Source organism: Vibrio sp. B1Z05, assembly GCF_052955985.1.
In genome coordinates this window covers 1202702-1228691 of the sequence record NZ_CP130463.1, presented here as the reverse complement: position 1 = coordinate 1228691, position 25990 = coordinate 1202702, and the positions used below count along the sequence as shown (strand labels likewise).

The following is a 25990-nucleotide window of genomic DNA, read 5'->3' as shown; positions in this document are numbered from 1 at the left end:
TAAGGCATAGTTCTAGTATTGAAAAGGAGAGTTTTATGTTTGTCGTTATTTTTGGTCGCCCTGCTTGTCCATACTGTGTTCGTGCAAAAGAGATTGCAGAAGAGCTAAAGGAAAACCGTACGGATTTTAATTACCGTTACGTTGATATTCATGCAGAAGGCATTTCTAAAGCCGATCTTGAGAAAACAGTAGGTAAGCCTGTTGAAACTGTTCCTCAAATCTTCATCGACCAAGATCACATTGGTGGCTGCACAGAATTTGAAGCTTACGCTAAAGAAAACCTAGGGCTATACGCTTAAGTTACTTTTTGCTCACACTGAAAGTTAGCAAGCAACACACCCTAATATATTGATTCAAGATGAAGGCCATAGCGCCTTCATTTTTTTGTCTGTTATTTATGGCAATCATAGTCAGATTGCTTGGTTATTCGACAGAAAAATACATAATAAAAAAGCCTCTATAAACTTTTGTTTATAGAGGCTTTAAACTGTATAGATGTTTTACAAAACAGAATGACTACGGATTAGATATCAATCACATCAAAATCAACAAGCGTATCAACGTCCGCTTCGTAATCAACACCATCGATACCAAAACCAAACAAGCTCAAGAACTCATCTTTGTATTCTTGGTAATCAGTCAGGTCTCTGATGTTCTCAGAAGTAATTTGAGGCCATAGATCGCGACAATGTTGCTGAATATCTTCACGCAATTCCCAGTCATCAAGACGAAGGCGATTGCTTTCATCAACTTCTGCTGCGCTGCCGTCTGCTTTATATAGACGTTGGCTAAACATGCGATAGATTTGTTGCATACAACCTTCGTGTACGCCCTCTTCACGCATTTTCTTAAATACCATTGCAATGTACAGTGGCATTACTGGAATCGCCGAGCTTGCTTGCGTTACAACAGATTTAAGTACTGCTACGTTTGCTGTGCCGCCTGTTGCAGACAGTTTTTCATTGAGTGCTGTCGATGCACGGTCTAGATCCATTTTGGCACGGCCTAATGCGCCGTCCCAGTAGATTGGCCATGTTAGCTCAGTACCAATGTAGCTGTAGGCAACTGTCTTACAACCGTCAGCCAATACGCCGGCTTCAGAAAGAGTATTGATCCACAATTCCCAATCTTCGCCGCCCATTACCGTTACAGTATCTGCAATCTCTTGCTCTGTAGCAGGCTCAATGCTTGCTTCGATAATTTGGTCTTTATTGGTATCTACTGCCGTTGATGTGTAAGTATCACCAATCGGTTTTAGTGAAGAACGAATCACTTCACCTGTTTCTGGCATTTTACGTACTGGAGATGCCAGTGAGTAAACCACCATATCAATTTGACCGAGGTCTTGTTTGATAAGATCGATGGTTTTTTGCTTAGCTTCGTTAGAGAAAGCATCGCCATTTAAGCTTTTTGAGTATAAGCCTTCAGCATGTGCTAGCTTGTCAAACGCTGCGGCATTGTAAAAGCCTGCAGTGCCAGGTTTCTTTTCCGTTCCTGCTTTCTCGAAGAAAACACCAATAGTCGATGCGCCGCCGCCAAAAGCTGCCGCGATACGAGAAGATAAGCCATAGCCACTTGAAGAGCCGACAACTAATACACGTTTTGGTGCGTTAGCAATTGGGCCTTGTGCTTTTGTATAAGCAATTTGTTCTTTTACGTTAGCTTCACAGCCCACTGGGTGTGTTGTGGTACAGATAAATCCACGAATTCGAGGTTTTATGATCATTATTCACTTCCTTAAATTAACTTGCGTAGCATAAAAGGTTCTTCGCAAAATCTCACCCTATTTATAGAAGATCTGCCATTAATCGTTAGTGGTTGGAGCACTTATGAGCAATATAATCAAAATCTAGATCTAAGTTCTCACCATAAAATGGATATCTGACTAAATGTTTGATTGATATCATGCAAGTATAAATATTGTTTTCTAAACTAGAAGCATCAATTAAATTAGTTCTGATTTCCATAGGCTTATCAAAACTGTAGAGGGAAATTCTATGCAAACTACATTTATCGTAAACTTTATCGGCACAGCTTCGCCTTCGACTATCAAGCGTCTTTCTTCAGTCACGCACGAGAACAACGGCAAATGGTTACTCAGCAAAGTTAACTTTATCGAACACCAAGTTGCTGGTGTAATTAAAATCGACCTACCACTAGAAAACGCACAAATTGTAAAAGATGCATTTTCAAGTACTGAAAATCTCACTTGCCAATTTGCCGATGCTGACGCATCACTGCACGATGAAAACGACATCTTCTCATTACGTGTCAACGCTAATGACCGAGCAGGTATCGTTAACGAAATTACACACATCTTAGATAAACAAGACGTCACTATTTTAGATATGGACTGTCAACGTGTATTTATTGCAGGTGGTGGTAGCGGTATTAGCGCCAGCCTATTCACCGCGCAACTAGCACTTAAACTGCCAGCGGCGTTAGGTCTAAAAGATGTGACTCGTGAACTGGAATCACTAAGCGAAGATACTAAGGTTATCATTAACGCTTAGGTGACTCATTTAGCGTATTTACAGTGAAATGAAATACGTATCAAACAAAAAGCTCGCTATATTTAGCGAGCTTTTTTTATTTTAATTTCATACAGTTATCAGACGTTTTAAACGGACCACTGAGAGAGTGAACGTTTAAAATCAGCATAACCAAACTCATTGAGCTTGACCACTTCCCCACTGCTACGCTGGCAATAAATAGATGGCATCTTAATGCCATTAAACCAGTTCAGTTTCACCATGGTATAGCCAGCACTGTCTAAGATATGTAGACGCTGACCAATCTGTAACGGCTCAGCAAATTGTGTTTCGCAGAACTGGTCGCCCGCTAAGCATGAGCACGAGCCAATCACATAGTGATGTGGCGCGCCATCAGTGGCTTCTAAAATTGACGCAGGTTCATCATAAATTAAGGTATCTAAACGGTGCGCTTCGGTGGCCGAATCGACAATAGCGGTTTTCTTTTCGTTTTCGACAATATCGACCACTGTCACGACCAAATCGGTTGTTTTAGTGATAATCGCCTCACCCGGCTCAAGGTATACCTGTACGCCGTGTTTTTCGGCAAAGGCTTTCAGTGCAGCCGCCAGTTTTTCAAGCTCATAGCCCGGCCAAGTGAAGAACACACCGCCACCTAAGCTGACCCACTGCATTTTATCTAGGTATTGTCCAAACTGCTCAGAGATTGAATCCAGTAAGGTCACAAATGAGTCTGCGCTTTTGTTTTCGCAGTTCATATGGAACATCACGCCATCTAGTGCATCAAATACTTGTGCGTCGATGTGCGCCGCTTGTACGCCTAAACGTGAATACTTTCGTGCTGGGTTTGCTAAGTCTTGTCCTGCTACGCTCACGCCCGGATTAAGACGTAATCCTAACGAGGCTTTGCCCTCAACTAAATGGCGATAATGCGCTAACTGACTTTGCGAATTAAAAATCAGTTTATCTGCAATATCAGCTACCTCTAAAACGTCTTGTTCGGTATAGCCTACGCTGTAAGCATGGGTTTCGCCGCCAAAGGTTTCATGACCAAGCTTAACCTCGTAGGGGCCGCTACTAGTAGTGCCATCTAGGTAAGGTTTAATAATGTCGAATACGCCCCACGTAGAGAAGCATTTAAGCGCTAAAACCAGTTTCACGCCTGATAGCTCTTTGAGCTTCTTAGCGGTTTCAAGGTTTTGGATCAGCTTAGCTTCATCAATCATGAAGTAAGGGGTTTGCAACTGTGAATGGCTCATCAATTCGTTCACTCATTAAGCTAATAAAGCCAGTATAAATACTGGCTTTAAGATTAGAAATTAGACTCTAGATTCAAACTCTATTTAAGGATTTGAATGTCCGGTGCTTGCTCAGGATCCAACTCTTGTACGTGCCAGTCTAGACCAATCTCTGGCATAGTTTCTAGGAACGGATCTGGGTCTAGCTGTTCCATGTTAAACACGCCCGCTTCTGCCCATTTGCCACGGAAATATTGCAGAGCCGCAGTAATGGCTGGTACGCCTGTGGTGTATGAGATAGCTTGATGTTCAACATCTTCGTACGCCACTTCATGATCGGCGTTGTTGTAGATAAACACGCCGCGAGGCTTGCCATCTTTAGTGCCGCGAACCCAAGTACCGATACAAGTTTTACCTGTGTAACCCGGTGCTAGAGACGTTGGATCGGGTAGCATGGCTTTTAGTACATGCAGCGGCTGAACAACCGTACCGTCGTGCAGCGTTAGCGGATCTGGGCTAAGCAGACCGATGTCACGCATACAGTTAAAGTAGTTTAGGTAAGCATCACCAAAGCCCATCCAAAATTCGATGCGCTTAGCCGGGATGAACTCTTGCATTGAACGCACTTCATCATGCGCCATAGAGTACACTTTGTGCTTGCCCACTAACGGGAAATCAAACTCAAACATACGCTCGTGACAGCCAACTTGTTTCCACTCGCCATTTTCCCAGTAGAAAGAATCGCCTTGGATTTCAAGCATGTTGGTTTCAGGATCAAAGTTGGTGGCAAACTTCTTGCCGTGATCGCCTGCGTTTACATCCATTACGTCGATAGTATCGATTTCATCAAACAGATGTTTTACCGCGTGCGCGGCAAAGATGCTTACTACACCTGGATCAAAACCTGCGCCAAGAATACCCGTGATGCCCGCTTCCTTAAATTTGTCACGGAAGCCCCACTGCCAATCGTACGCTTGAGGTACTTGCTGGCCTTCTGAACATAGGTCAACCGCAACCGAAGTATCTAGATAAGACACTTTCGCTTGTAGACACGCTTCCATGATAGTGATGTTCACCCACGGAGGACCGGCGTTAATCACAAGATCGGGTTTTACGTCATTGATAAGCGCCACTAAAGCGGCAACATCGTCAGCGTCAACAGCGCGTGATTCTAGCTTTTTAGTAGGATCTTTAAGGTTGTTTTTACCTTTGATCGATTCAATGATTTTGTCACATTTAGCGATAGTGCGAGACGCGATAGTAATATCACCTAGCACTTCATTGTTCTGCGCCGCTTTATGCGCAACTACCCAACCAACGCCACCAGCGCCAATTTGTAAAACAGCCATTTTATATTTCCTTTACTGTGCCGCTAGCTCTACCGCTAGCTTATCAATGTTATTTAATAGGGTTTCAAAATCTGACAGAGTCAGACACGGGTTCAAGATGGTAAATTTCAGAGCACTATGCCCATTAACAACAGTCTCGCCCAATACCGCCACGCCGCGAACTAAGGCTTCAATACGCACTTTTTGATTCAGCGTATCCAGACGTTCTGCATCCACATGCTTGCAACGCAATAGCACGGTTGAAAGCGCGGGTGTGGCAAGAAGTTCAAACATTTCATGTTGTTGAACCATTTTCGCGACTTGCTGAGTTTGTTCTAAAAGATGATCAACCATTTCACCCAGTGCTTTAGGACCCACATTTTGCATGGTCATATACACTTTTAGCGCATCAAAACGTTTAGTGGTCGCCATGGTTTTGTCTACTAGATTTGGCAACTCATCGTGTTCACGGTTTAGATAATCGGCATGATGAAGCAAGTACTTAAAGTTGGCTTTATCTTTGACTAGCAATGAACCACAGCTAATAGTTTGATAAAACAACTTGTGGAAATCCACCGATACTGAATCGGCTTTTTCAATGCCTTGCAGACGCTCTTTATGACTGCTCAAAATCAAAGCGCCGCCATAGGCACTGTCGACATGTAGCCAAAGGTTTTCATCACTGGCAATTTTCGCCATCGCATTGATGTCATCAATCGCGCCATGATCGGTCGTACCCGCCGTCGCCACTAGTGCAAATGGCATTAAGCCGTCTTGTTTTGCTTTAGCGATGGTTTCAGCCAGTGCTTCGGTATCCATAGTACCATCAGCAAAGGTGTCTACGCAGATGACCGACTTTTCGCCCAGTCCCATCCACGCCGCTGATTTTTGTACTGTAAAGTGCGATTTATCAGAGCAGATGATGCGCAGTTTATCGGCGTAATCAGGGTTGCCTAGCTTCTGTATAGAGTGCTTGCTTGTCACATCTGCAAACCAATCACGTGCGAGTAATAAACCCATTTGATTGCTTTGAGTGCCGCCGCTGGTAAATACGCCATCAGAGCTTGCGCCCATTTGATATTGCTCACACAGCCAATCCACTACTTTTTGCTCAACATAGGTCGCAGCAGAAGCTTGGTCCCAAGAATCCATAGATTGGTTTAACGCTGCAATCATGGTTTCTGCGGCAATTGAAGGCATCAGCGGTGGTGTATGCAGGTGCGCAATACAGTTTGGATGCTGCACGATAATGGAGTTTTTCGCCACTAAATCCGAAGCATTATCCACAACCTCGGTTAACGCTTGATTGCCGCCGTTAAGGTCAACTTGGTTGATTTTCGCTTCTAACTCTTGCGGTTTCATGCCTGAATAAGGGCTATCAATCGCTTCAAAAACCGTTTTCATTGCATCCACAGTGTGGTGCATCACTTTGGCAAATTCATTTGCACCTTCAGCGCCAGTGTGTACAAAGTGTTTTTGCCACTGCTTGTTGGTCGGCTCAGGATCAACGTAAGAACCGCCCGCAGCCAAAATAGCTTGCTCAAGAGTTTGCAAGGCAAAATCGATTTGTGCGTAAGAGATAATCAAAGGTGGCAAGAAACGAATTACGCTGCCGTCACGACCGCCCTTTTCAACAATTAAGCCACGCTCAAGCGCCGCGCGTTGAATCGCTAGGGTTAAGTCGCCATCAGAGGCGCGTTCATCAAATTTGTTGCGCTCGCCATTGGCTTTTGCAATTTCAACGCCTAACATCAAGCCTTTACCGCGCACTTCTGCAATACAGTTAACCCGCTGTTGAATTGCTTCTAGCCCTTCACGTAGGTACTGACCTGCTGTCGCGGCATGCTCAACCAACTTATCACGTTCGATGATTTCTAGCGCTTTTGCGCCTGTAACCATTGCCAGTTGGTTACCACGGAATGTTCCCGTGTGCTCACCGGCATTCCAAGTGTCGTTTTCTTTCTTAAATACCAACAACGACATTGGCAGGCCGCCGCCAATAGCCTTAGAAAGGCACAAGATATCAGGGTTAATGCCCGCTTCTTCAAAAGCAAAACGATAACCGGTTTTACCAACGCCACATTGGATTTCATCCAATACCAATAGAATTTGGTGCTCATCACAAATGCGACGCAATTCACGTAGCCAAGAAGCAGGAGCAGGAATAACGCCACCCTCGCCTTGCACAGGTTCGACAAAAATTGCCGCCGGTTTCATGATGCCCGCTTCATCATCATTAAGCAGACGCTCAATGTAACGAATGCTGGCTTTTGCGCCCGCTTCTCCGCCTAAGCCAAATGGGCAGCGTAGATTGTATGGAAATGGCATAAAGTGTACGTCTGACATTAAGCCAGTGCGACGCGCTTTTGTATTCAGGTTACCCATCATACCCATAGTGCCGTTTGTCATGCCGTGGTATGCACCGCGAAATGCAAACACTGTGTTGCGTCCAGTGGTTTGCTTAGCCAGTTTAATAGCTGCTTCTACCGCGTCCGCGCCAGAAGGACCGCAAAACTGTATGGCTGAATTTCTAGCAAACTCTTCAGGTAAGAAGGCTTTAACACGTTTAATGAAAGTGTCTTTAGCTTGAGTTGTGATATCAAGGGTTTGATATGGCAAGCCACTTTCTAATTGCTCTTTAAGAGCTGTGTTAATTTCTGGGTGATTGTAGCCAAGTGCTAATGTACCTGCTCCCGCTAAACAATCTAAAAACAGTTGTCCACGTGTATCTTCCACTAGTGCGCCATACGCGCGTTTAATGGCAAGAGGAATACGACGAGGATAAGAACGAACTTCAGATTCGTGCTCAGCTTGATCAATTAACATTTGATCCGGTGTGAGGTCATAAATACCATCAACAATAGGAACATCACTTGAAAAAGCAGCATTGGCCGCCGACATTTCAAATTCAAATGCAGAACTCATAAGTTTACCTAAATTGAAGTAATCATTACCCTAGATCTTGAGAAAATTTCTGATCTAAAGTGATATTGATTTAGTGTACGCAAGCCTCTCTAAATAAGAGACATTAAGAATATAATTACATTGGGGTGAACTGTCAGAATTGACGGATCAAGGCTCAGTTACGATATCGTAAGCCGGAAGTTTAAAGCTGATTATCAGATTTGATTGATTCATGTTGGGTTGCCTATCGCTATGTCATCACTGACATGGTTATTCCCATCTATCAAACGACGTTCGTTTGATACCTACCCTACGTAATATCACAATCAGCTCAGGATGGTTATTACGCGTGTCCCTCAGAGCACTCTGAGATTGCGCGGGAATTTATCAAGAAAATAGGCATTTAGCAATACCCAACACGCAAAACAGTCAAAATATGCACTTAATTTGTTTTCAAAATGTTTCACTAGCAATATTTCAGCCCTTACGCTTACATAAACTGACATCTTGCTATCAAAACGACACAAACAAAAAAGCCTTAGCATTGCTGCTAAGGCTTTCTTATATTGGAGCGACACACGAGGTTCGAACTCGTGACCTCAACCTTGGCAAGGTTGCGCTCTACCAACTGAGCTAGTGTCGCATTTTTCTTTTGCAGGACTCTTATGAATCCTAGTTACTTTAAAGTAGTAACTGACTTATAAATAGATGGTGCCCCGGGCCGGACTTGAACCGGCACAGCGCGAACGCCGAGGGATTTTAAATCCCTTGTGTCTACCAATTCCACCACCAGGGCACGCAAAACTTGTTGCGATGCCGATTACTGAAAAGTAAAACACCATCTGATATCGCTTACGCCATATCGTAAAATTTGGAGCGACACACGAGGTTCGAACTCGTGACCTCAACCTTGGCAAGGTTGCGCTCTACCAACTGAGCTAGTGTCGCATTATCTATTTCTAAATAATAGTTTTTGCTAAAGAATAATGGAGGCGCCTCCCGGAATCGAACCGAGGTCCACGGATTTGCAATCCGCTGCATAGCCACTCTGCCAAGGCGCCATATTCTTTTGTTGAAGCTAAGCTTCATTTTTACATCAAGAGAACGACTTGGCCATACTCTAAATAGATGGTGCCCCGGGCCGGACTTGAACCGGCACAGCGCGAACGCCGAGGGATTTTAAATCCCTTGTGTCTACCAATTCCACCACCAGGGCACGCAAAACTTGTTGCGATGCCGATTACTGAAAAGTAAAACACCATCTGATATTGCTTAACGCCATATCGTAAAATTTGGAGCGACACACGAGGTTCGAACTCGTGACCTCAACCTTGGCAAGGTTGCGCTCTACCAACTGAGCTAGTGTCGCATATTCTCGTTAAGAGAATGGAGGCGCCTCCCGGAATCGAACCGAGGTCCACGGATTTGCAATCCGCTGCATAGCCACTCTGCCAAGGCGCCGTCGTACTGCTTAAGAGTTAATTCCTCTTGGGTACGGGGTGGCATTTTACGGATTCGACCCTGTGAGTCAATAAAATTTTTCGAATTATGATTCGTTTGCTCGCTTTACAAACAAACCTTGGCGAGATGGTTAGATAAGTATCAAAAATTGATTAAAATCCGCCTAAATTGCTTTATTTTTCTTCAGGCTATTTTTGAGTAACTCATTGTTTGTTTTGGTTTGATGTTCAAGGTTATGCAAAATAGGCACAACTAAAAGCTGAAGGCATAAAAAAACCAGCTTTCGCTGGTTATTTTATTTTTAAATTATTCGTCTGCGTGAAGCAAATCGTCTTTGGCGGCATTCAAATATTGCACCATGGACCACAGGGTAAGCACGGTCGCGATAAACAAAGATAAGAAACCAATCCAAATCATCCAATCATCATAACGCCAAATCAGCACCCATAAGGCAAACATTTGTGCAAAGGTTTTCACCTTACCAATCCACGACACGGCAACACTAGCACGTTTGCCTATTTCAGCCATCCACTCTCTTAATGCTGAGATAATGATTTCTCGGGAAATCATTATGATGGCTGGAACCGTAATCCAAATCGTATTGTAATGCTCGGCAATCAATAATAGCGCCGTTGCCACCATCACTTTATCCGCAACAGGATCTAAAAATGCACCAAAACGCGACGTCTGCCCTAACTTACGCGCCAATACTCCATCGAGCCAGTCGGTAAACCCGGCAACCCAAAACACCATTGCTGCTGTAAAAGGCGCCCATGAAAAGGGCAGATAGAACACAATGACAAACACTGGGATCAAGAATAGGCGAATCAAGGTAAGAATATTCGGGATAGTAAATCGCATTTTATTTACTCTGAAGGCACGTCAAATGGACATGCTTATTTGGCTATAGGTTTATCCCTAATGTTGCGGGATTTTAGTTAGTGTTGCAACGCTTGAACTATCTTTTCTGCTAAAGAATTACTGATACCTGGCACTTTGGCTATTTCTTCAGCGCTGGCTCTCTTCAGTTCTTGTAAACCGCCCATATATTTCAACAAAGCTTGCCTACGTTTTGGCCCTACTCCTTCAATGCCTTCCAATGCACTAGTGCGACGAGTTTTACCTCGCTTTGCTCTGTGCCCTGCAATCGCATGATTATGGCTCTCATCGCGAATGTGCTGCATTAAATGCAGAGCTGGCGCGTCGCTAGCCATATTAAACTCTTCACCTTCAGCGGTAATCATAGTTTCAAGGCCCGGCTTACGCGTGACGCCTTTGGCGATACCGATTAGACGTGGACGTTTCGGCCACTGATCCCAATATTTAGAAATGATCTCAATCGCACGATTTAGTTGTCCCTTACCACCATCAATGAAAATGATATCGGGAATTTTATCTACATCTATCTGCTTGGAATAACGACGCTCAAGCACTTGCCCCATCGCCGCATAGTCGTCACCACCGGTGATGCCTGTGATGTTGTAGCGGCGATACTCTGGCTTGACTGGTCCTTCATGATTAAACACCACACAGGAGGCTATGGTGCTCTCGCCCATGGTATGGCTGATATCAAAACATTCCATGCGACGAATCGAATCCATATTCAGCACTTGCTGAAGCTCTTTAAACCTCTGCGAAATGGTCATCTTATGGTTAATTTTAGTCGTAATTGCACTGAGTGCATTAGTATTTGCCAGTTTCAAATAGCGAGCACGATGCCCACTAGGATTGGTATGAAAACTGACATGTCGACCAGCCATCTGCGTCAATGCTTCTTGGAAAGGCTTTTCATCCTCAAGCAAACCCGAGGCGAACACTAAGCGACTAGGTAACCCCCTGCCCTCAGATTGATTCAAATAGTATTGGCTAATAAAGCTATAAAAAATTTCTTCGGTTTGGCTGTTGTTCGGGATTTTTGGAAAGAAGCTGCGACTGCCGAGAATCTTACCCTGACGAATCATCAAGATATGAATACAGGCTACCCCTGACTCTTGAGCAAAACCGAGCACGTCAATGTCATCAAAGCTGTCTTCGGAAACAAACTGCTGCTCTTGAATGCGGCGAATGGCTTGAATTTGATCGCGAAACTGAGCCGCTTGCTCAAATTTAAGACTGCGACTGGCTTCGTCCATTTTGGCAATTAACAGCTCGACCACTTGTTTGTCTTTACCCTGTAAGAACAAACGCACCCATTGCACTAAATCTTGATACTCTTCATCGGAGATAATGCTCTTCACACAAGGTGCTGCACAACGTCCAATTTGATACATCAAACAAGGCCGTGTTCGATTGGCATAGATGGTGTCTTCACATTGGCGCATCGGTAAGATTTTTTGCAATAAATGCAACGTTTGGCGCACCGCTCCAGAGTCTGGATACGGACCAAAATACTCGCCCTTACGCTTTTTTGAGCCGCGATGTAGCGACAAACGAGGATGCTTGTGATGGCTGATGAAAATATACGGGTAGGATTTATCGTCTCTGAGCAACACATTGTACTTAGGTAAGTACTGTTTGATGTAGTTATGCTCAAGGATTAAGGCTTCGGTTTCGGTATGAGTAACCGTCACGTCGATGTGGTCAATGTGACTGACCAAGGCACGTGTTTTTTCGTTATCGAGCTTTTTTCTGAAGTAGCTACTAAGGCGTTTTTGAAGATCTTTCGCCTTGCCTACATAAATGACAACAGCCTCGGCGTTATACATTCGATAAACGCCGGGCTGATGTGTAACCGTTCTAAGAAATGCGGTTGAGTCGAACTGCGATGTCACCTACAGCGTCTCTGCATCCAACATTCCGTGACGAATGGCTAAGTGTGTCAGTTCTACATCGCCACTGATATCGAGCTTGTTGAACAGTCTATAACGGTAACTGTTCACCGTTTTAGGACTTAAGCTCAGTTGTTCAGAAATATCAGTCACTTTTTGCCCTTTAGTGATCATTAGCATGATTTGAAGCTCACGCTCGGAGAGATCTTTAAAAGGGTTATCAGAAGAACTTGAAACTTGGCTAAGCGCCATTTGTTGTGCGATTTCAGGTGAAATATAGCGTTGACCGCTGTTCACCATACGAATTGCATTCACCATCTCATCTGGCCCAGCACCTTTGGTCAAATAGCCAGACGCGCCAGCTTGCATCACCTTAGTTGGAAATGGGTTTTCAGTATGTACGGTCAACACAATGATTTTTATATCTGGGTTGAAACGTAATATTTTTTTGGTTGCCTCAAGGCCACCGATACCCGGCATATTCATGTCCATAAGGATCACATCAACATGATTATTTCGGCACCATTTTATAGAATCTTCACCACTTTCAGCTTCCCCTGCCACATTCATACCACGGACGTCTTCGATAATACGTCTTATCCCTGTGCGTACAAGCTCATGATCATCTACAAGGAAAACATTTATCAAACTTGTATCTCCACACTCTAATTCTTGGCTGCATAGATCGTCATGAAGTCATCATAACACGCGACCGTTATTCTACGTTATTGGCGTAGTTTACGACATCCAAATATGCTTAGTATTTACGATATTACAATATATTAGTGCAATTATTATGACACAGTCGTGCAATAATATGCTTATTCGATTAAAATTTATACCGCATCTTTCATATGCAACAAGTTTAATCTGCCGTTTTCAGACTCACTTTTGCGTCCTTTTCTCTGTTATGCACTACGCTCCAAAGTGACTATACATTTACCTAAAATCATATTTAAATTCATATAAACAGCTCAACAAGGGTTTGTTATCATAGCTACTTGTAAGAGTAGCAAAAAGGTTTGCATATTGCGTTCAGGATTTATCTTAACCCGTCAAAGTAAAGATGTCGGCACTTCGAGTATTATTGAACTGTGGATGTCTACGGATGCAGGGCCTGTATTGGTTCAAATTCCGGATCAAAAATCCGTATACTTTATTGAAAGCGCCATGCAATCACAGGTAGAGCAATTAGCCAATCAGCTAAAAATTCCCTTACAAACCAAAGCACTACCTTTGAAGACCTTTCAATTAAACCCCGTGAGCGCCTGTTATTTCCCTACCCGAAAACACGCAATGAATTTTGAGCGAGCGCTACTTGATAGTGGCATAACTATCTACGAACCCGATATAAGGTTGGTTGATCGCTATCTCATGGAGCGGTTTATTCAAGGACAAATCGAAGTCAGTGGTCAAGAAACATCTGCAAACGGCTACCTAAAAATTTCCAACGCCCAATGTCGCACAGCTAAAAACTACATGCCGAATCTATCGGTGGTTTCTCTCGATATTGAATGTTCTGCCAAAGGGGTGTTGTACTCCATTGGTTTAGATTCCGTCATGGACAGTCGCGTGCTCATGATAGGTGAACCTCAGCCAAGTGATGAGACGCCCATTCAGTGGGTAGAAAATGAAAACGCTCTGCTTCGCGCGCTCATTGATTGGTTTGTGCAGTTTGATCCGGACATTATTATCGGTTGGAATGTCATCGGCTTTGATATGCGCCTGTTGGTGCAGCGAGCCGAACAGCACAAGATCCGCCTTAACTTAGGGCGAGGCAAACAAAATTGCTACTACCGACAATCGAATCAAAGCCAGCAAGGTTTTATTACCATTCCAGGACGTGTGGTGGTTGATGGTATCGACGGCCTTAAATCGGCGACCTATTCGTTTGATTCTTGGTCATTAGAGTCTGTTTCTCAAGAGTTATTACAGCAAGGTAAAGCCATCCATAACGTGCATGACCGCATGCAAGAGATCAATGACATGTTCCACCATGACAAGCTCTCTTTGGCAAAATACAACTTGCAAGATTGTGTACTGGTCAACAAGATCTTTCACAAAACCCACCTACTCGATTACCTAATTCAGCGCAGTAAACTAACGGGCTTGTCCCTTGATAGAGTCGGTGGCAGTGTGGCGGCTTTTTCTAACCTGTATCTGCCTCGTTTACACCGAGGTGGCTATGTTGCGCCAAATCTAATGCCTAATGATTGGATTGCTAGCCCCGGCGGCTTTGTCATGGACTCAAAACCGGGGTTGTATGACTCAGTATTAGTGCTGGATTTTAAAAGCCTGTATCCAGCCATCATTCGCAGTTTCCTCATTGATCCTATGGGACTCATTGAAGGTTTACAGCTAGAGATAGGCAATCAAGCAGATCAAGCTGTGCCCGGCTTTAGAAAGGCGCAGTTTCACCGCAGTAAACACTACCTGCCCAACTTAATCGAAGAGTTGTGGCAAGCCCGTGATCAAGCCAAAAAAGATAACGAAGTGGCGTTTTCACAAGCCATTAAAATCATCATGAATTCATTTTATGGGGTGTTAGGCTCTTCCGGTTGTCGTTTCTTTGATACACGCTTGGCCTCTTCGATAACGTTACGCGGTCACGAAATAATGAAGACCACTCGTAAGCTAATTGAAGATAAAGGCTATGAGGTCATCTACGGTGATACTGACTCTACCTTTGTCTCGTTAAAAGGTGAATGCAGTGCACAACAAGCCGATGCCGTGGGTCATGCCCTAACAACGCACATTAACGCTTGGTGGAAACAGCACCTTGCTGAGCAATACCAGCTCACTTCCCTACTTGAGTTAGAATACGAAACTCACTTTAATCGCTTCTTTATGCCGACAATTAGAGGCTCAGAAACAGGCTCCAAGAAACGTTACGCAGGCTTAATCAAAACCCAAAATGATTCGCGCATCGTTTTTAAAGGTTTAGAAAGTGCCCGTAGTGACTGGACAGAACTGGCGCAAAGTTTTCAGGCTCGTCTATATGAGCTTATTTTTGATAGGCAAGACCCCACTCAGTTTATTTTAGATACCGTTGCCCAAGTAGAATCTGGCGCATTAGACGACAAGCTTATCTACCGTAAACGTCTGCGCAGAAAGCTCAATGACTATCAAAAGAACATTCCGCCACAAGTACGCGCCGCGCGTTTAGCCGATGATATCAATCAACAGCTAGGTCGTCCTTTGCAATATCAAAACCGTGGCCGAATTGCCTACGTGATGACCCGAAGTGGCCCTGAACCCATCGAATTTGTGCGCAGTGCTTATGATTACGAGCACTATATTGAAAAACAAGTTAAGCCCATCGCCGATGCCATTTTGCCTTTTGTTGGCCTCAAATTTGACGATATTAATGCGCCGCAGATTGGCCTGTTCTAATTGCAACAAATTGCGAGTACAATCGCCTCAACAATTTAAGAGACCGCTAAGGGAATCCAATGACTGAACTCTTATCCTTTGATGATACCATCGATGCTGCTTACGACATTTTTCTAGAAATGGCTCCTGACAACCTTGAAGCAGCAGACGTTGCTTTGTTTACACTGCAGTTTGAAGACCGTGGCGCAGCAGAGCTAGTAGAAACTGGAGACGACTGGGCATCACATGTCGGATTTGAGGTGGATAAAGAAACCTATGCTGAAATCAAAATCGGTCTGGTGAATGAAACAGACGATGTACTAGATGACGTATTTGCACGTATGCTGGTCTCTCGCGATCCTGAACACAAATTCTGTCATATTTTGTGGAAGCGCGACTAAAGATCACTTGCGTTTTTAAATGACATAAAAGCCCTATCATGTTGATATTATTCACGTATAGGGCTTTTTTGTATTTAAAAATCAAATTGTTCTCAAAGTTAATTTCGAGATATGTAAAATGTATTACTCTTCGAATAAATAGTCTTCAATCAATAGTCTGATATGGCTCTCATACGCTGCTTTTGAAAAGCAAGATTAATACAAACTTATAGCTCTGTTACGTCCATTGATTTCGGAGTCGGAATAACACCTATAAATCGGGCTAAACTGAGCAAAGTCATAAACAAGCCAATCATCGCTTGCCCTATTACTAATGTATAAGCTAGTACTCCTAATGGAGTGACATTATAAAAACCAAAACTAGTCATTACAACAAAGCTTGTATATACGGCACCTAAAACACTTTCATGAGACCCTTCAACAACAAATGTAAACATACTTTGGAAGAAAATATATTGTGCAGCGAACCAAAAAATAATTTCAAAGTAATTTTGCATAAGTAAAATAACTATACGCCTGTAGCCGTGTAAAGCATAAGTTCTTCCCGCTTTAATCGCCCTATATTCATCAAATAAAAGTACATTAGTTTGATAAATAACTACCTCGAAAACTCTCAGTAGTGCATATAGCGCGATAGCAAAACCAATATATTTATTATTAATGTAAAGTACCGCTGGTACAGAAGCTATGGACATAAAAACATGACCTAAAGCCCAGATTTCAGAAAGTCGTCCAGTTCTAGCTTTGGGAAATACCTTCCGTATGACATTGAAAAATGAAATTCGCCCAAAAATCCACAATAAATGAATCTGATTTTTCCATAACCATCTCTTATTTAAAGACAAAATTAGAAGACAAAAACGATTACATGAAGCGTAGCATCAGTAAACATAACAAACGCTTTGTCATATTTAATACCTTGCTATAGCGTATTAACTCCAATTATTTCCCGTGTTATATTTTGTGAGTCAGCAATTCAACCTAAACTACTGACTACAATAACAAATTTATCGTTCATACGTACAGATATTGAAGTGTGTGCTTGTGCACACTATTAGGCAAGAATATTGAATATACTGACTAATGATAGTTCCTTATCAAAGCTAGAGAACGAGTCCCCTTTCAGAAAACGACCCATATTTTCTGTACGTAGAATGAGAAGATATTTTATTTTCGAACATATCGCACTGATCAATAGTGTACCTACCGAAATTAACTACAAACCAACTACCATTGATTCAAACCAGAAGCCTTCTCCTTATTCAAAATAAGGAGCATGAAGTGGATCTACGCCACTTAATCCTAATTTTCTAGGCAAGTATTAAGCTTTATGCTGAATCTTGATGGAACTTATCCACACACGACTTACAAATACAGGCTTTGCCTTGTAAGTGTTCGGGGACCTGAGCTAACAACCCTTTTGGAAACGTTATCACAGGATCGGCGCACCAACAGGTTTTCGATTTATCGTCTTGGTTACCACAAGAGTTCCCTTTCCCGCATAGAGGGCAAATCAGAGCCTCAACTTTTATACGTGATATTTGCATTATTACTACCTAATAAATTACTAATAACTAAACACTCGTGAATACCTGAATGTATAAGTGAAGCACGTAAGACCGAAGCACTATACGGATATTATCCGTCAAACGCTTTAAGAACTTCAATCCCCCTACCTTTCCCATAAGCTCCGCTTACAAAAAACATCACCACAATAAATAGTTAACCAGATGCATATTGGGTACTATGTTCTATCGTTCATAAATTGTCTCTATTATTCATTGGAGTGTCGTTGTTAATGCCAAAACATGTTGCTTGTTTAACCTTACTTTGTGCCAGTGTGATTTCGTCTGCTGCTTTCGCCGAGCAAAAAAGAGACATCTACGACAATGAAAACAAAAATGCCGACGATCCAACCCGCATTGTTACCAAGTTGGGCGTTGCGGCTGATTACAATTTTGAATCTGAAAAAGCCGGTTATTCTATATCGGGCTCTCTGGGTTTAAGTGAAGCGCAAAAAATTAATGCGCGCTACCACCCCGATACTCACGAGTGGAGCGTGGGCGGATCTTGGCTATTTGATATCGGTATCGTGAACTTTAACTTTGGTCACAGTGAATACAGTGACGGTTCGAACTTTAATAATTACAGTGTCGGCACCTTTTTGCCTTTATCGGTATTTGGAATTGAACCTGCGGGCTGGCAAATATTCCCCATGGCCGGATTTAACTACACCGATGGTGAACGACCGTTAAATGCAAATGATGAGTTCTATGATCCAAATAACCCCTTTGTCTTACACCCTAGCGACAGCACCGGTGGCTATGTCGGAGCGTTTTCTTTAAAACCTATCAATGACAAATTTACTGCTATGGCTTTTGCCGGTGCATCTATCGGTTCGGATGATTATTTTGGTTATTGGATGGGGGCAGGAACTGGCTATAACTTCACTAAGAAAGACAGCATTAGCTTACTGGCACTGGTATCAGACAATGACTACGGCTCAGATAAGAAAGTGATACTCTCTTATAGTCATACCTTCTAAAACAGCGCCGGCAACGCATAAATTCTGCTGTGACAGTTTACATTAGCGTTTAAATTTAAATATAAGCGCGACCGCAGAGAGCAATATGGCGTACATCAACAATAATGGTATCGCGCTTATGCTAGAAAGCCCTGAAGCCAAAAACGAGACCAGCGCTGTACACAGCCAACACGCTGAAAATACAAGCGCATTGGCAATCCCAGCCAAGTGGGTAAATGGGGCAAGCGCTTGCCCTAAACACAACGGAAATAATACGCCTAGCGCCATCACAACCAAGGCGACGGGTATTACCAAAGCCAGTAAATTAAGCCCGAAAAGAGTTTGATAGAACAAACCACATGCAACAGAAACTAATGACAGCAGCATCGACAGCCGAATTTTTTTCTCGGCCGGCACTTTAAAAAAGAATCGGTTCGCAATATTGCCCACCAGCCAACTTGCACCTAATAATAGCGCGACATGCCCATAAAATATGGGCGTATGACCCAGTGTTGTTTGAATCAAAAATGGCGCTACGGTATTAAAGGCAGGCAAAATACTGTACAAAATCCCGCAAATCAGCGCGACACGCCGAAAGGTCGCGTTACCGACAATTTCACTAAAACTTCGAGTCACAAAGTGCGCGCTAAATCGCGTCCTGCGGTGTGTGTCAGTAAACATAAACAGCAATAAACCTGCGCCTAGTGCAACCCACACCATCAATGCGTAAAACACCATGCTCCAACCAAAGTGTGCATCAATGTATCCACCGATAAACGGAGATAAAGTTAAGCCTAAGGCGAACGAAATGGTGATCCAATTAACCGCGCGTAAATACTCTTCTCCATCAAATAAATCCTTGATTGCAGCCCTTCCACCTACAGCGATAAAGGATACTGCTAACCCTTGCAATAAACGCAAACCAATTAAGGTGTCGATACTTGGCGCAATAGCGGAAATAAAAAGCGCTAAGATCAAAACAATGCAGCCTATCAACATCGGCATTTTTCGGCCGAAAGCGTCCACTACAAACCCGGCGATTATTTGCCCCACGCCAAAGCCCAATATCGCGGCTGAAAATGCCCACTGAGTCAGTGCTTCATTACTGGCAAGAGCGACTTGAATAGAGGGCAACGACGGCACAATAATGTCAACAACAATGCCACCTAATGACACCAACACGTACATCAATACCGCTAAATTGCGCTTTGAAGTCCCATCCATAGGGTGAATTCCTTTTTCATTTACTGCTTACGCATTTTTTCTCTAGACTATAAGATTGATATTCAACCAGATAGGGATTTATTGCAATGTCTGTCAGCCATAACTTATATTTTGTATTGACCTGTCTATTACTTCATAGTTTAAGTTAGCCCTATTCAAGCAAGGAAGGTATATGTACCGCATATCAGAATTAGCACGCAAAGTGGGTTTGTCACGCTCAGCGCTACTCTATTATGAAAAGCTGCAACTGATAAACGGAGTGCGTTTAGACAACGATTATCGCGTCTATACCGACAAAGACGTTCAGCGCGTGTTGCTTATACAAACTCTGCAAGCTGCGGGTTTAACGCTCAAAGAATGCAAAGCTTGCTTGGATGCCAAAATCGACCGTCCATTGCTGGTCAACCGCCTACAAGCATTGGATAACGAGATTGAACAAAAACAGCACTCTAGAAAAGTATTGGTCGCGCTTCTTGGTGAAGAGAATCACAAACAATGGCACGAAAACATAAGCCAAATAGCACCCGATGCGCATCTAGATTGGTTAATGAAACAAGGCTTTGACGAAAAAGAAGCCCTTAGATTGAAATGGCTATCAAAAGACATGAACGAACATCAAGATTATATGGCTGACTTTATGACAGTCTTTGAAACCCTAGACCGCTGGGGTCCGGGCAGTGAAACTGAAACGCTAAAAGCGCTGAATACAATCCCTAAAGCCTGTACAAAAGTGCTTGAAATAGGCTCAGGTAAAGGGCTTGCCACAACAGTACTCGCCAATAACACTGACGCTATCATCACCACTGTGGATAACGAGCAATCTGCACTCGATCGCTTAAGTGAACGCTTTGAGCAAGATGGACTAGCCTCTCGCATTGTGCCTGTGTGTGCCAGCATGACCGAACTGCCCTTTACTGATCAAAGTTTCGACCTTATTTGGGCAGAAGGTAGCGCGTATATTATGGGCGTAAACAATGCCTTAAAACAGTGGCGACCGCTACTAGAAGAAGGTGGCATCATCATGCTCAGTGATTTGGTTTGGCGCACAACAGATCCCACTATAGAGGTGCAAAACTTCTTCAAGGGAGAATACCCAGACATGCAATCTATCGAGACCAGATTGCAACAATTTAACGCCGCAGGTTATGAGATCATTGAGCATTTTCCATTAAGTGAAGCCGCATGGCAGAACTATTACTTGCCCCTTAAAGAGCGTGCAAATGAATTACTGCCTCATATGCCAGATTCAAACGCAATTAACGATATTCTTGCCGAAATTGATATTTATAAACGCTATTTAGGCGAATTTGGCTATCAGATGTTTATTGCTAAGCGTCGCTAAGCACAAGGGTAAATGTTAGCAGACTAACATTTACCCTTAATTTATTTTGTGTTCATACTCATAGCATATTCAGCGCAGCCTATATGCTCACAAAGCTGTTCATTATCGACCTCAAAACCTTGTGCAAGATAGAATCTGTAAGCGGCTTGATTCTCTTTATAGACATTTAAAGTCAGCTCGGAACATTGCCCTTTAGCATGAGAAATTAATTGCTTGCCGAATCCTTGATCTTGATAGTCAGGCGAAACAAAAATTGCGGCTAAAAGATTCTGATAGAGCGAATAGAAACCGACAATATTGCCCTCTTTTTCAAATACATAAGTTTTTGATGCTGGGATATAGATGTCGCGCATATTCGAGACTTGGGATTGCCAAAATTCTGCTACAACAAAGTCATGAGCTTGTATTGATGCTTTAAGCCAAATATCGAGAACGACTTCAATATCCTTTGCTTGGTACTCTCTGATCATGTTTGATTCAACCGATAGTAAATTGCTAAGTATGAGCGCTATTATGGTGGTATTGACGGTAAAATAATTGAATATTTACGACACATTTAGGTTCTAAGACCTGAATCATCCACCTGTCCCCACTAACCCTTCTGCTTAAACTGCAACTCAACCAAGCGTTGATACAATTCACAGCGGCTTAATAAGCTATGGTGATTGCCAACATCGACCAATTTTCCTTTATCTAAAACGGCAATTTGGTCAGCGTGCTGAATCGTTGATAAACGGTGCGCAATGATAATGGTAGTGCGGTGTTTCATCAGTGCTTCAAGAGCTTGTTGTACGTGGTGTTCACTTTCACTATCGAGGGCGCTGGTGGCTTCATCAAGCAGTAAAATCATAGGATCTTTTAAAATGGCGCGAGCAATGGCAATGCGCTGTCTTTGTCCGCCAGATAAACGTACGCCCTTTTCACCCAAGTGGCTTTGATAGCCTTGCGGAAGGTTACAAATAAACTCGTGCGCATGCGCTTTTTTCGCCGCTTCTATTACTTGTTCATCAGTGGCATCAGGATTGCCGTAACGAATATTGTGCATCACATCGTGGCTAAATAATGCCGGTTGCTGAGGTACGAGCGCCATCTTATTGCGCAGATCTTTAGGATCAAACTGACGAATATCTTGCCCACCTAATGTTACCTCTCCCTTTGATGGGTCGTAAAAGCGCAGTAAAAGTTCAAATAACGTGGTTTTCCCTGCGCCAGAAGGACCGACTAATGCCAGCACTTTACCTTCTTTAGCGGTTAAATTGAGTGTATCAATCGTCGGAGTATCAGGGCGGGATGGATAATAAAATGATACCTGATGAAAGGACATTTCGGCGCTAAGGTTAGCGGTAGAAACGGCTTGCTTGGGTGCGATAATTTGGCTATTTACATTCAAGATTTCCAGCAATCGCTCTGTGGCTCCTGCTGCTCGTTGCAATTCACCAAAGACTTCGGAAATAGTGGCCGTCGATGAGGCCACCATAATCGCATAAAACACAAATGCACCCAATTCACCTGGTGAAATCTCACCGCGTATAACATCGCTTCCCCCTACCCACAACATGCCTGAGATAGCGCCAAACACAATGACGATCACGCCAGAAATCAAAATAGCGCGCTGTTTCACCCGTTGACGTCCTATTTCATAAGCGCGTTCAACTTCAGCTGAAAACGAGTGTAATTCCTGCGCTTCACGACTAAAGCTTTGCACCGTTTTAATGTGTTCAATCGCCTCTCCTGCATAGCTGCCTACATCCGCCATGGAATCTTGGCTTTGTCGAGAAAGCGCTCGTACTTTTCGTCCATAGACCAAAATAGGAACCAAAATAAAAGGCACTGAGGCTAAAACAATCAGAGTTAACTTTACGTTGGTGGCAAATAGCATCACGATCGCGCCAACACACATCAATGCACTGCGCATCGCCATAGAAAACGAAGAGCCAATAATACTTTGGAGTAATGTGGTGTCCGTTGTGATGCGTGACATAATATCGCCACTGCCGTGAGTTTCAAAATGGCTAGGATGCAAGGTAATAACGTGATTAAACACCGCCAGTCGAATATCAGCGCTGACACGCTCTCCCACCGATGACACTAAATAGAAACGAAAAAATGTTCCGATAGAGATACACACTGTCACCGCTAAAATAAAACCAATCGCATAATTAAGATCGTGAATTGAACGCTGTGAAAAGCCTTCATCAATAAGTAAGCGTACGCCTTGCCCGACCGATAAAGTAAGCCCTGAAGTCATTAATAATGCAGCCAGTGCGGCAAACACTTTCCATTGATATGGGCGTACAAACTGTAAGATATCTAACAACACTCTTAGGCTTGTTCTCGACTTTTTGTCCATTGATTTAGTCACACTTCCCTCTGCTTACGTTGCAATTAAGTTTTCAATATCAATAATTTAGCGCGACATCAAATATTTACGTTACTTTACAGTAAATGACATGTTAGTTTAATTTACTTCATAGATAATAGCGCCACTTATTTATTAACGCGGTATTAATCTATGTCTTCTGATTTATCTATGTCCTCTAATTCTTCTACACCATCGACCCCCTCCACATCGGAAAAACTGTCCTTTATGACCATCGTAATGCATTGGTTGACAGGCCTTAGCTTTGTGGGCGTATTTATTGTTGGCATGATCTTAGCTGAAATGGAGAGAGGGCCAGATAAATCCTTTCTAATGGGCTATCACAAGTCAATTGGAGCATTAATTCTTATTGTTGCGGTATTGAGAGTTGCGTGGCGCTTGAAAGAAGGAAAGCTTCCAAGTTTAGGTACTAGCCCAGAGTGGCAAGAAAAAATCGCGCATGCGGTACACGGAATTCTAATGTTAGCTACCCTCATTATGCCAATTTCAGGTGTAGTAATGAGCGCTGCAGGTGGTCGTGCGGTAGATATTTTTGGCTGGGAAATTATCAGTAAAGGCGACAAAATAGAATGGCTACAAGAAATAGCCAGCACAGTGCATCATAGTGCAGTCAATATCATCATCGCTGTGTTTGTGCTTCACGTCGTCGGCGCTATCAAACACCACGTGATCGACAAAGACAAAACCATTACCCGTATGTTGGGTAAATAAAGAAAAAGTGCGGGGTCAGGTCTTGAAATTTGCATGCAAATTTCAAGACCTGACCCCGCACTTAAAAATTACTTGCGAGCTTTTTTAGGCTTGCGTTTTGCAGGGCCTGTAGTGGTGATGCGTTCTTCGTGGCGACGAACTGCACGACGGATCTTTTGTGAACGAGAGCGTTCACGGTTACGAGAAGTGTTGCGCTCGTCGATGACCGTTGTTTTTTCTGGCGCTAGTTCAACCAATTCACGTAGGTAGTTCACCTGTTTCAGGTTCATTTCCATCCATCCCCCACGAGGCAGTTTCTTCTCAAGGAAGATATCACCGTAGCGAACACGTTTTAGACGGCTTACTGTTGTATCTTGTGATTCCCACAAGCGACGAACTTCACGGTTACGACCTTCGTTGATCACAACGTAGAACGTGTGGTTCATGCCTTCGCCACCCGCGTAAACGATGTCTTCGAAACGAGCCATACCATCTTCAAGTTGAACGCCTTTTGCAAGGTTCTTCACTTTTTGCTCGTTCACTTCACCAAACACACGCACTAAGTATTCACGTTCTACTTGGCGGCTTGGGTGCATTAAGCGGTTAGCAAGTTCACCATCGGTGGTGAACAGTAGCAGACCAGAGGTGTTTGCATCCAAACGACCTACTGAGATCCAACGTGCACCGTTGATCTTAGGTAGACGGTCAAATACAGTACGGCGACCTTCTGGATCGTGACGAGTACATAATTCACCTTCTGGCTTGTAATAAGCAAGAACGCGACATACGACTTCTTCAGGAGCTTTAATTGAAACCTGATGACCATCAATACGGACAACCGCTGTGTCATCTTCTAAGCGTACGCCTAACGTTGCCACTTGGCCGTTAACGCTAACGCGACCTGATTTAATTAAACTTTCAAGTTCGCGGCGAGACCCATGGCCAGCGCGTGCTAAAATTTTCTGTAGTTTTTCGCTCATTTAGTTACCTTAGTGTCGTCTTCTCAGACGTCGGATGAAGTAGTCGTCCGCAAAATTGCGGTCGCGTATTATCGCAAAAACCGACTGAAAAATCATCCAGTATTTAGCCCATTTTACTATTACTTCACGTTTATTCGTGACCTAACACATTTAAGCAAAATAACGCGGTATTACTCAAACGGTGTGGTGTCCCCTGCTCCGCGACGAAGGATAACCGGATCGTCTTCACTAAAATCGATCACAGTGGTTGGTTGCTCGCCTAAGTAACCACCGTTAATGATCAAATCCACCACGTTTTCTAATTTGTCACGAATCTCTTCAGGATCAGATTCAGTCACATCATTACCCGGCAAAATTAATGTGGTCGACATCATAGGTTCGCCTAATGCCGCCAACAAATCCAAAGCAATATTATTGTCAGGAACACGAATACCGATGGTTTTTCGTTTAGCGTTCATTAAGCGACGAGGTACTTCTTTAGTCCCTTTAAAAATAAAGGTATACGCGCCGGGTGTGTTATTTTTTAATAGACGAAATGCCACATTGTCGACACGAGCATAAGAAGACAGTTCAGAAAGGTCGCGACACAACAAAGTAAAGTTATGGTTGTCACAGATTTTACGAATGCGACACACACGATCCATTGCCGATTTATTTTCTAGCTGACAGCCTAACGCATATCCAGAATCAGTGGGGTACACCACCACACCGCCATTGCGAATGATCGTCGCTGCTTGATTAATTAGTCGGCTTTGCGGGTTATCGGGATGTATATAAAAATATTGACTCATTATATCTCCTTATGAGTAAACATCTGTTGAAGCGACGTATATATCAATCCAAATAAGTAATGGCTCATGCTGACTACTTGACGACGCATTGACAC

At 43.3% G+C, this 25990-nt stretch carries 21 protein-coding genes and 7 tRNA genes; 7 read left to right on the top strand and 21 right to left on the bottom strand.

Annotated elements, in window-relative coordinates:
- The first annotated feature begins 35 nt into the window (after window positions 1–35).
- Complete coding sequence (locus QV280_RS05730; protein WP_023404217.1) at window positions 36–299, top strand: GrxA family glutaredoxin; 264 nt, start codon at window positions 36–38, stop codon at window positions 297–299.
- Window positions 300–523: 224 nt separating this feature from the next.
- Here the strand turns inward: QV280_RS05730 and fabV are convergent, their stop codons facing one another.
- Window positions 524–1726 carry an enoyl-ACP reductase FabV gene (fabV, locus tag QV280_RS05725; protein WP_023404218.1) on the bottom strand — a complete coding sequence of 401 codons (1203 nt, stop codon included), beginning with the start codon at window positions 1724–1726 and terminating at the stop codon, window positions 524–526.
- Between the two features lie 271 nt (window positions 1727–1997).
- Between fabV and QV280_RS05720 the strand changes: the two genes are divergently transcribed.
- Entirely contained in the window at window positions 1998–2513 is a 516-nt protein-coding gene (locus QV280_RS05720) for a glycine cleavage system protein R (protein ID WP_023404219.1), read from the top strand.
- Between the two features lie 107 nt (window positions 2514–2620).
- On the opposite strand, the gene nspC is transcribed toward QV280_RS05720, so the two are convergent.
- From nspC to uvrY, 13 genes are all read right to left on the bottom strand, one after another.
- Window positions 2621–3751: a carboxynorspermidine decarboxylase gene (gene nspC, locus QV280_RS05715; protein WP_152821069.1), complete on the bottom strand. Its 1131-nt coding sequence runs from the start codon at window positions 3749–3751 to the stop codon at window positions 2621–2623.
- Between the two features lie 80 nt (window positions 3752–3831).
- On the bottom strand, window positions 3832–5079 hold the full coding sequence (locus tag QV280_RS05710; protein WP_021713158.1) for a carboxynorspermidine synthase: 1248 nt from the start codon (window positions 5077–5079) through the stop codon (window positions 3832–3834).
- 12 nt (window positions 5080–5091) lie between these two features.
- On the bottom strand, window positions 5092–7983 hold the full coding sequence (locus QV280_RS05705) for a pyridoxal phosphate-dependent class III aminotransferase (protein WP_152821071.1): 2892 nt from the start codon (window positions 7981–7983) through the stop codon (window positions 5092–5094).
- Between the two features lie 546 nt (window positions 7984–8529).
- Window positions 8530–8605, bottom strand: a tRNA-Gly gene (locus tag QV280_RS05700).
- Between the two features lie 66 nt (window positions 8606–8671).
- Window positions 8672–8758: transfer RNA gene (locus QV280_RS05695), tRNA-Leu, on the bottom strand.
- A 76-nt stretch (window positions 8759–8834) separates the two neighbouring features.
- A tRNA-Gly gene (locus QV280_RS05690) sits at window positions 8835–8910 on the bottom strand.
- A gap of 39 nt (window positions 8911–8949) precedes the next feature.
- Window positions 8950–9023: transfer RNA gene (locus QV280_RS05685), tRNA-Cys, on the bottom strand.
- Window positions 9024–9091: 68 nt separating this feature from the next.
- Window positions 9092–9178, bottom strand: a tRNA-Leu gene (locus QV280_RS05680).
- 77 nt (window positions 9179–9255) lie between these two features.
- Window positions 9256–9331 (bottom strand) — tRNA-Gly (locus QV280_RS05675).
- A gap of 18 nt (window positions 9332–9349) precedes the next feature.
- A tRNA-Cys gene (locus QV280_RS05670) sits at window positions 9350–9423 on the bottom strand.
- A gap of 306 nt (window positions 9424–9729) precedes the next feature.
- Window positions 9730–10284, bottom strand: coding sequence for a CDP-diacylglycerol--glycerol-3-phosphate 3-phosphatidyltransferase (gene pgsA / locus QV280_RS05665; protein ID WP_023404931.1), 555 nt, complete (start codon window positions 10282–10284; stop codon window positions 9730–9732).
- Window positions 10285–10361: 77 nt separating this feature from the next.
- Window positions 10362–12194, bottom strand: a complete 1833-nt coding sequence (gene uvrC / locus QV280_RS05660) for an excinuclease ABC subunit UvrC (protein ID WP_039970981.1) — start codon at window positions 12192–12194, stop codon at window positions 10362–10364.
- Entirely contained in the window at window positions 12195–12839 is a 645-nt protein-coding gene (gene uvrY, locus QV280_RS05655; RefSeq protein ID WP_023404933.1) for a UvrY/SirA/GacA family response regulator transcription factor, read from the bottom strand.
- Window positions 12840–13220: 381 nt separating this feature from the next.
- Here uvrY and QV280_RS05650 point away from each other — a divergent pair, with 381 nt between their 5' ends.
- On the top strand, window positions 13221–15584 hold the full coding sequence (locus QV280_RS05650) for a DNA polymerase II (protein WP_152821073.1): 2364 nt from the start codon (window positions 13221–13223) through the stop codon (window positions 15582–15584).
- Between the two features lie 59 nt (window positions 15585–15643).
- Complete coding sequence (locus tag QV280_RS05645) at window positions 15644–15964, top strand: HI1450 family dsDNA-mimic protein (protein WP_021713152.1); 321 nt, start codon at window positions 15644–15646, stop codon at window positions 15962–15964.
- A 206-nt stretch (window positions 15965–16170) separates the two neighbouring features.
- On the opposite strand, the gene QV280_RS05640 is transcribed toward QV280_RS05645, so the two are convergent.
- Together QV280_RS05640 and QV280_RS05635 are read right to left on the bottom strand one after the other, a co-directional pair.
- The gene (locus QV280_RS05640; protein ID WP_216643779.1) at window positions 16171–16659 is read right to left on the bottom strand and encodes a hypothetical protein; all 489 of its coding nucleotides are present in this window, start codon (window positions 16657–16659) and stop codon (window positions 16171–16173) included.
- 633 nt (window positions 16660–17292) lie between these two features.
- On the bottom strand, window positions 17293–17511 hold the full coding sequence (locus tag QV280_RS05635; RefSeq protein ID WP_152821075.1) for a cysteine-rich CWC family protein: 219 nt from the start codon (window positions 17509–17511) through the stop codon (window positions 17293–17295).
- Between the two features lie 251 nt (window positions 17512–17762).
- Here QV280_RS05635 and QV280_RS05630 point away from each other — a divergent pair, with 251 nt between their 5' ends.
- Complete coding sequence (locus QV280_RS05630; RefSeq protein ID WP_152821077.1) at window positions 17763–18509, top strand: hypothetical protein; 747 nt, start codon at window positions 17763–17765, stop codon at window positions 18507–18509.
- A 42-nt stretch (window positions 18510–18551) separates the two neighbouring features.
- Here the strand turns inward: QV280_RS05630 and QV280_RS05625 are convergent, their stop codons facing one another.
- On the bottom strand, window positions 18552–19712 hold the full coding sequence (locus QV280_RS05625) for an MFS transporter (RefSeq protein ID WP_152821079.1): 1161 nt from the start codon (window positions 19710–19712) through the stop codon (window positions 18552–18554).
- 172 nt (window positions 19713–19884) lie between these two features.
- Here QV280_RS05625 and QV280_RS05620 point away from each other — a divergent pair, with 172 nt between their 5' ends.
- Complete coding sequence (locus tag QV280_RS05620; protein WP_152821081.1) at window positions 19885–21054, top strand: MerR family transcriptional regulator; 1170 nt, start codon at window positions 19885–19887, stop codon at window positions 21052–21054.
- Between the two features lie 41 nt (window positions 21055–21095).
- Here QV280_RS05620 and QV280_RS05615 read toward each other — a convergent pair whose 3' ends face one another.
- Complete coding sequence (locus tag QV280_RS05615) at window positions 21096–21524, bottom strand: N-acetyltransferase (RefSeq protein ID WP_152821083.1); 429 nt, start codon at window positions 21522–21524, stop codon at window positions 21096–21098.
- Between the two features lie 122 nt (window positions 21525–21646).
- On the bottom strand, window positions 21647–23404 hold the full coding sequence (locus tag QV280_RS05610) for an ABC transporter ATP-binding protein/permease (protein WP_152821085.1): 1758 nt from the start codon (window positions 23402–23404) through the stop codon (window positions 21647–21649).
- A gap of 180 nt (window positions 23405–23584) precedes the next feature.
- Between QV280_RS05610 and QV280_RS05605 the strand changes: the two genes are divergently transcribed.
- Window positions 23585–24145, top strand: coding sequence for a cytochrome b (locus QV280_RS05605; protein ID WP_152821222.1), 561 nt, complete (start codon window positions 23585–23587; stop codon window positions 24143–24145).
- Window positions 24146–24213: 68 nt separating this feature from the next.
- On the opposite strand, the gene rluB is transcribed toward QV280_RS05605, so the two are convergent.
- Both rluB and QV280_RS05595 read right to left on the bottom strand, forming a co-directional pair.
- Complete coding sequence (rluB, locus tag QV280_RS05600; RefSeq protein WP_021713124.1) at window positions 24214–25104, bottom strand: 23S rRNA pseudouridine(2605) synthase RluB; 891 nt, start codon at window positions 25102–25104, stop codon at window positions 24214–24216.
- Between the two features lie 170 nt (window positions 25105–25274).
- Window positions 25275–25895 carry an L-threonylcarbamoyladenylate synthase gene (locus tag QV280_RS05595; protein ID WP_023404941.1) on the bottom strand — a complete coding sequence of 207 codons (621 nt, stop codon included), beginning with the start codon at window positions 25893–25895 and terminating at the stop codon, window positions 25275–25277.
- Between the last annotated feature and the right edge of the window lie 95 nt (window positions 25896–25990).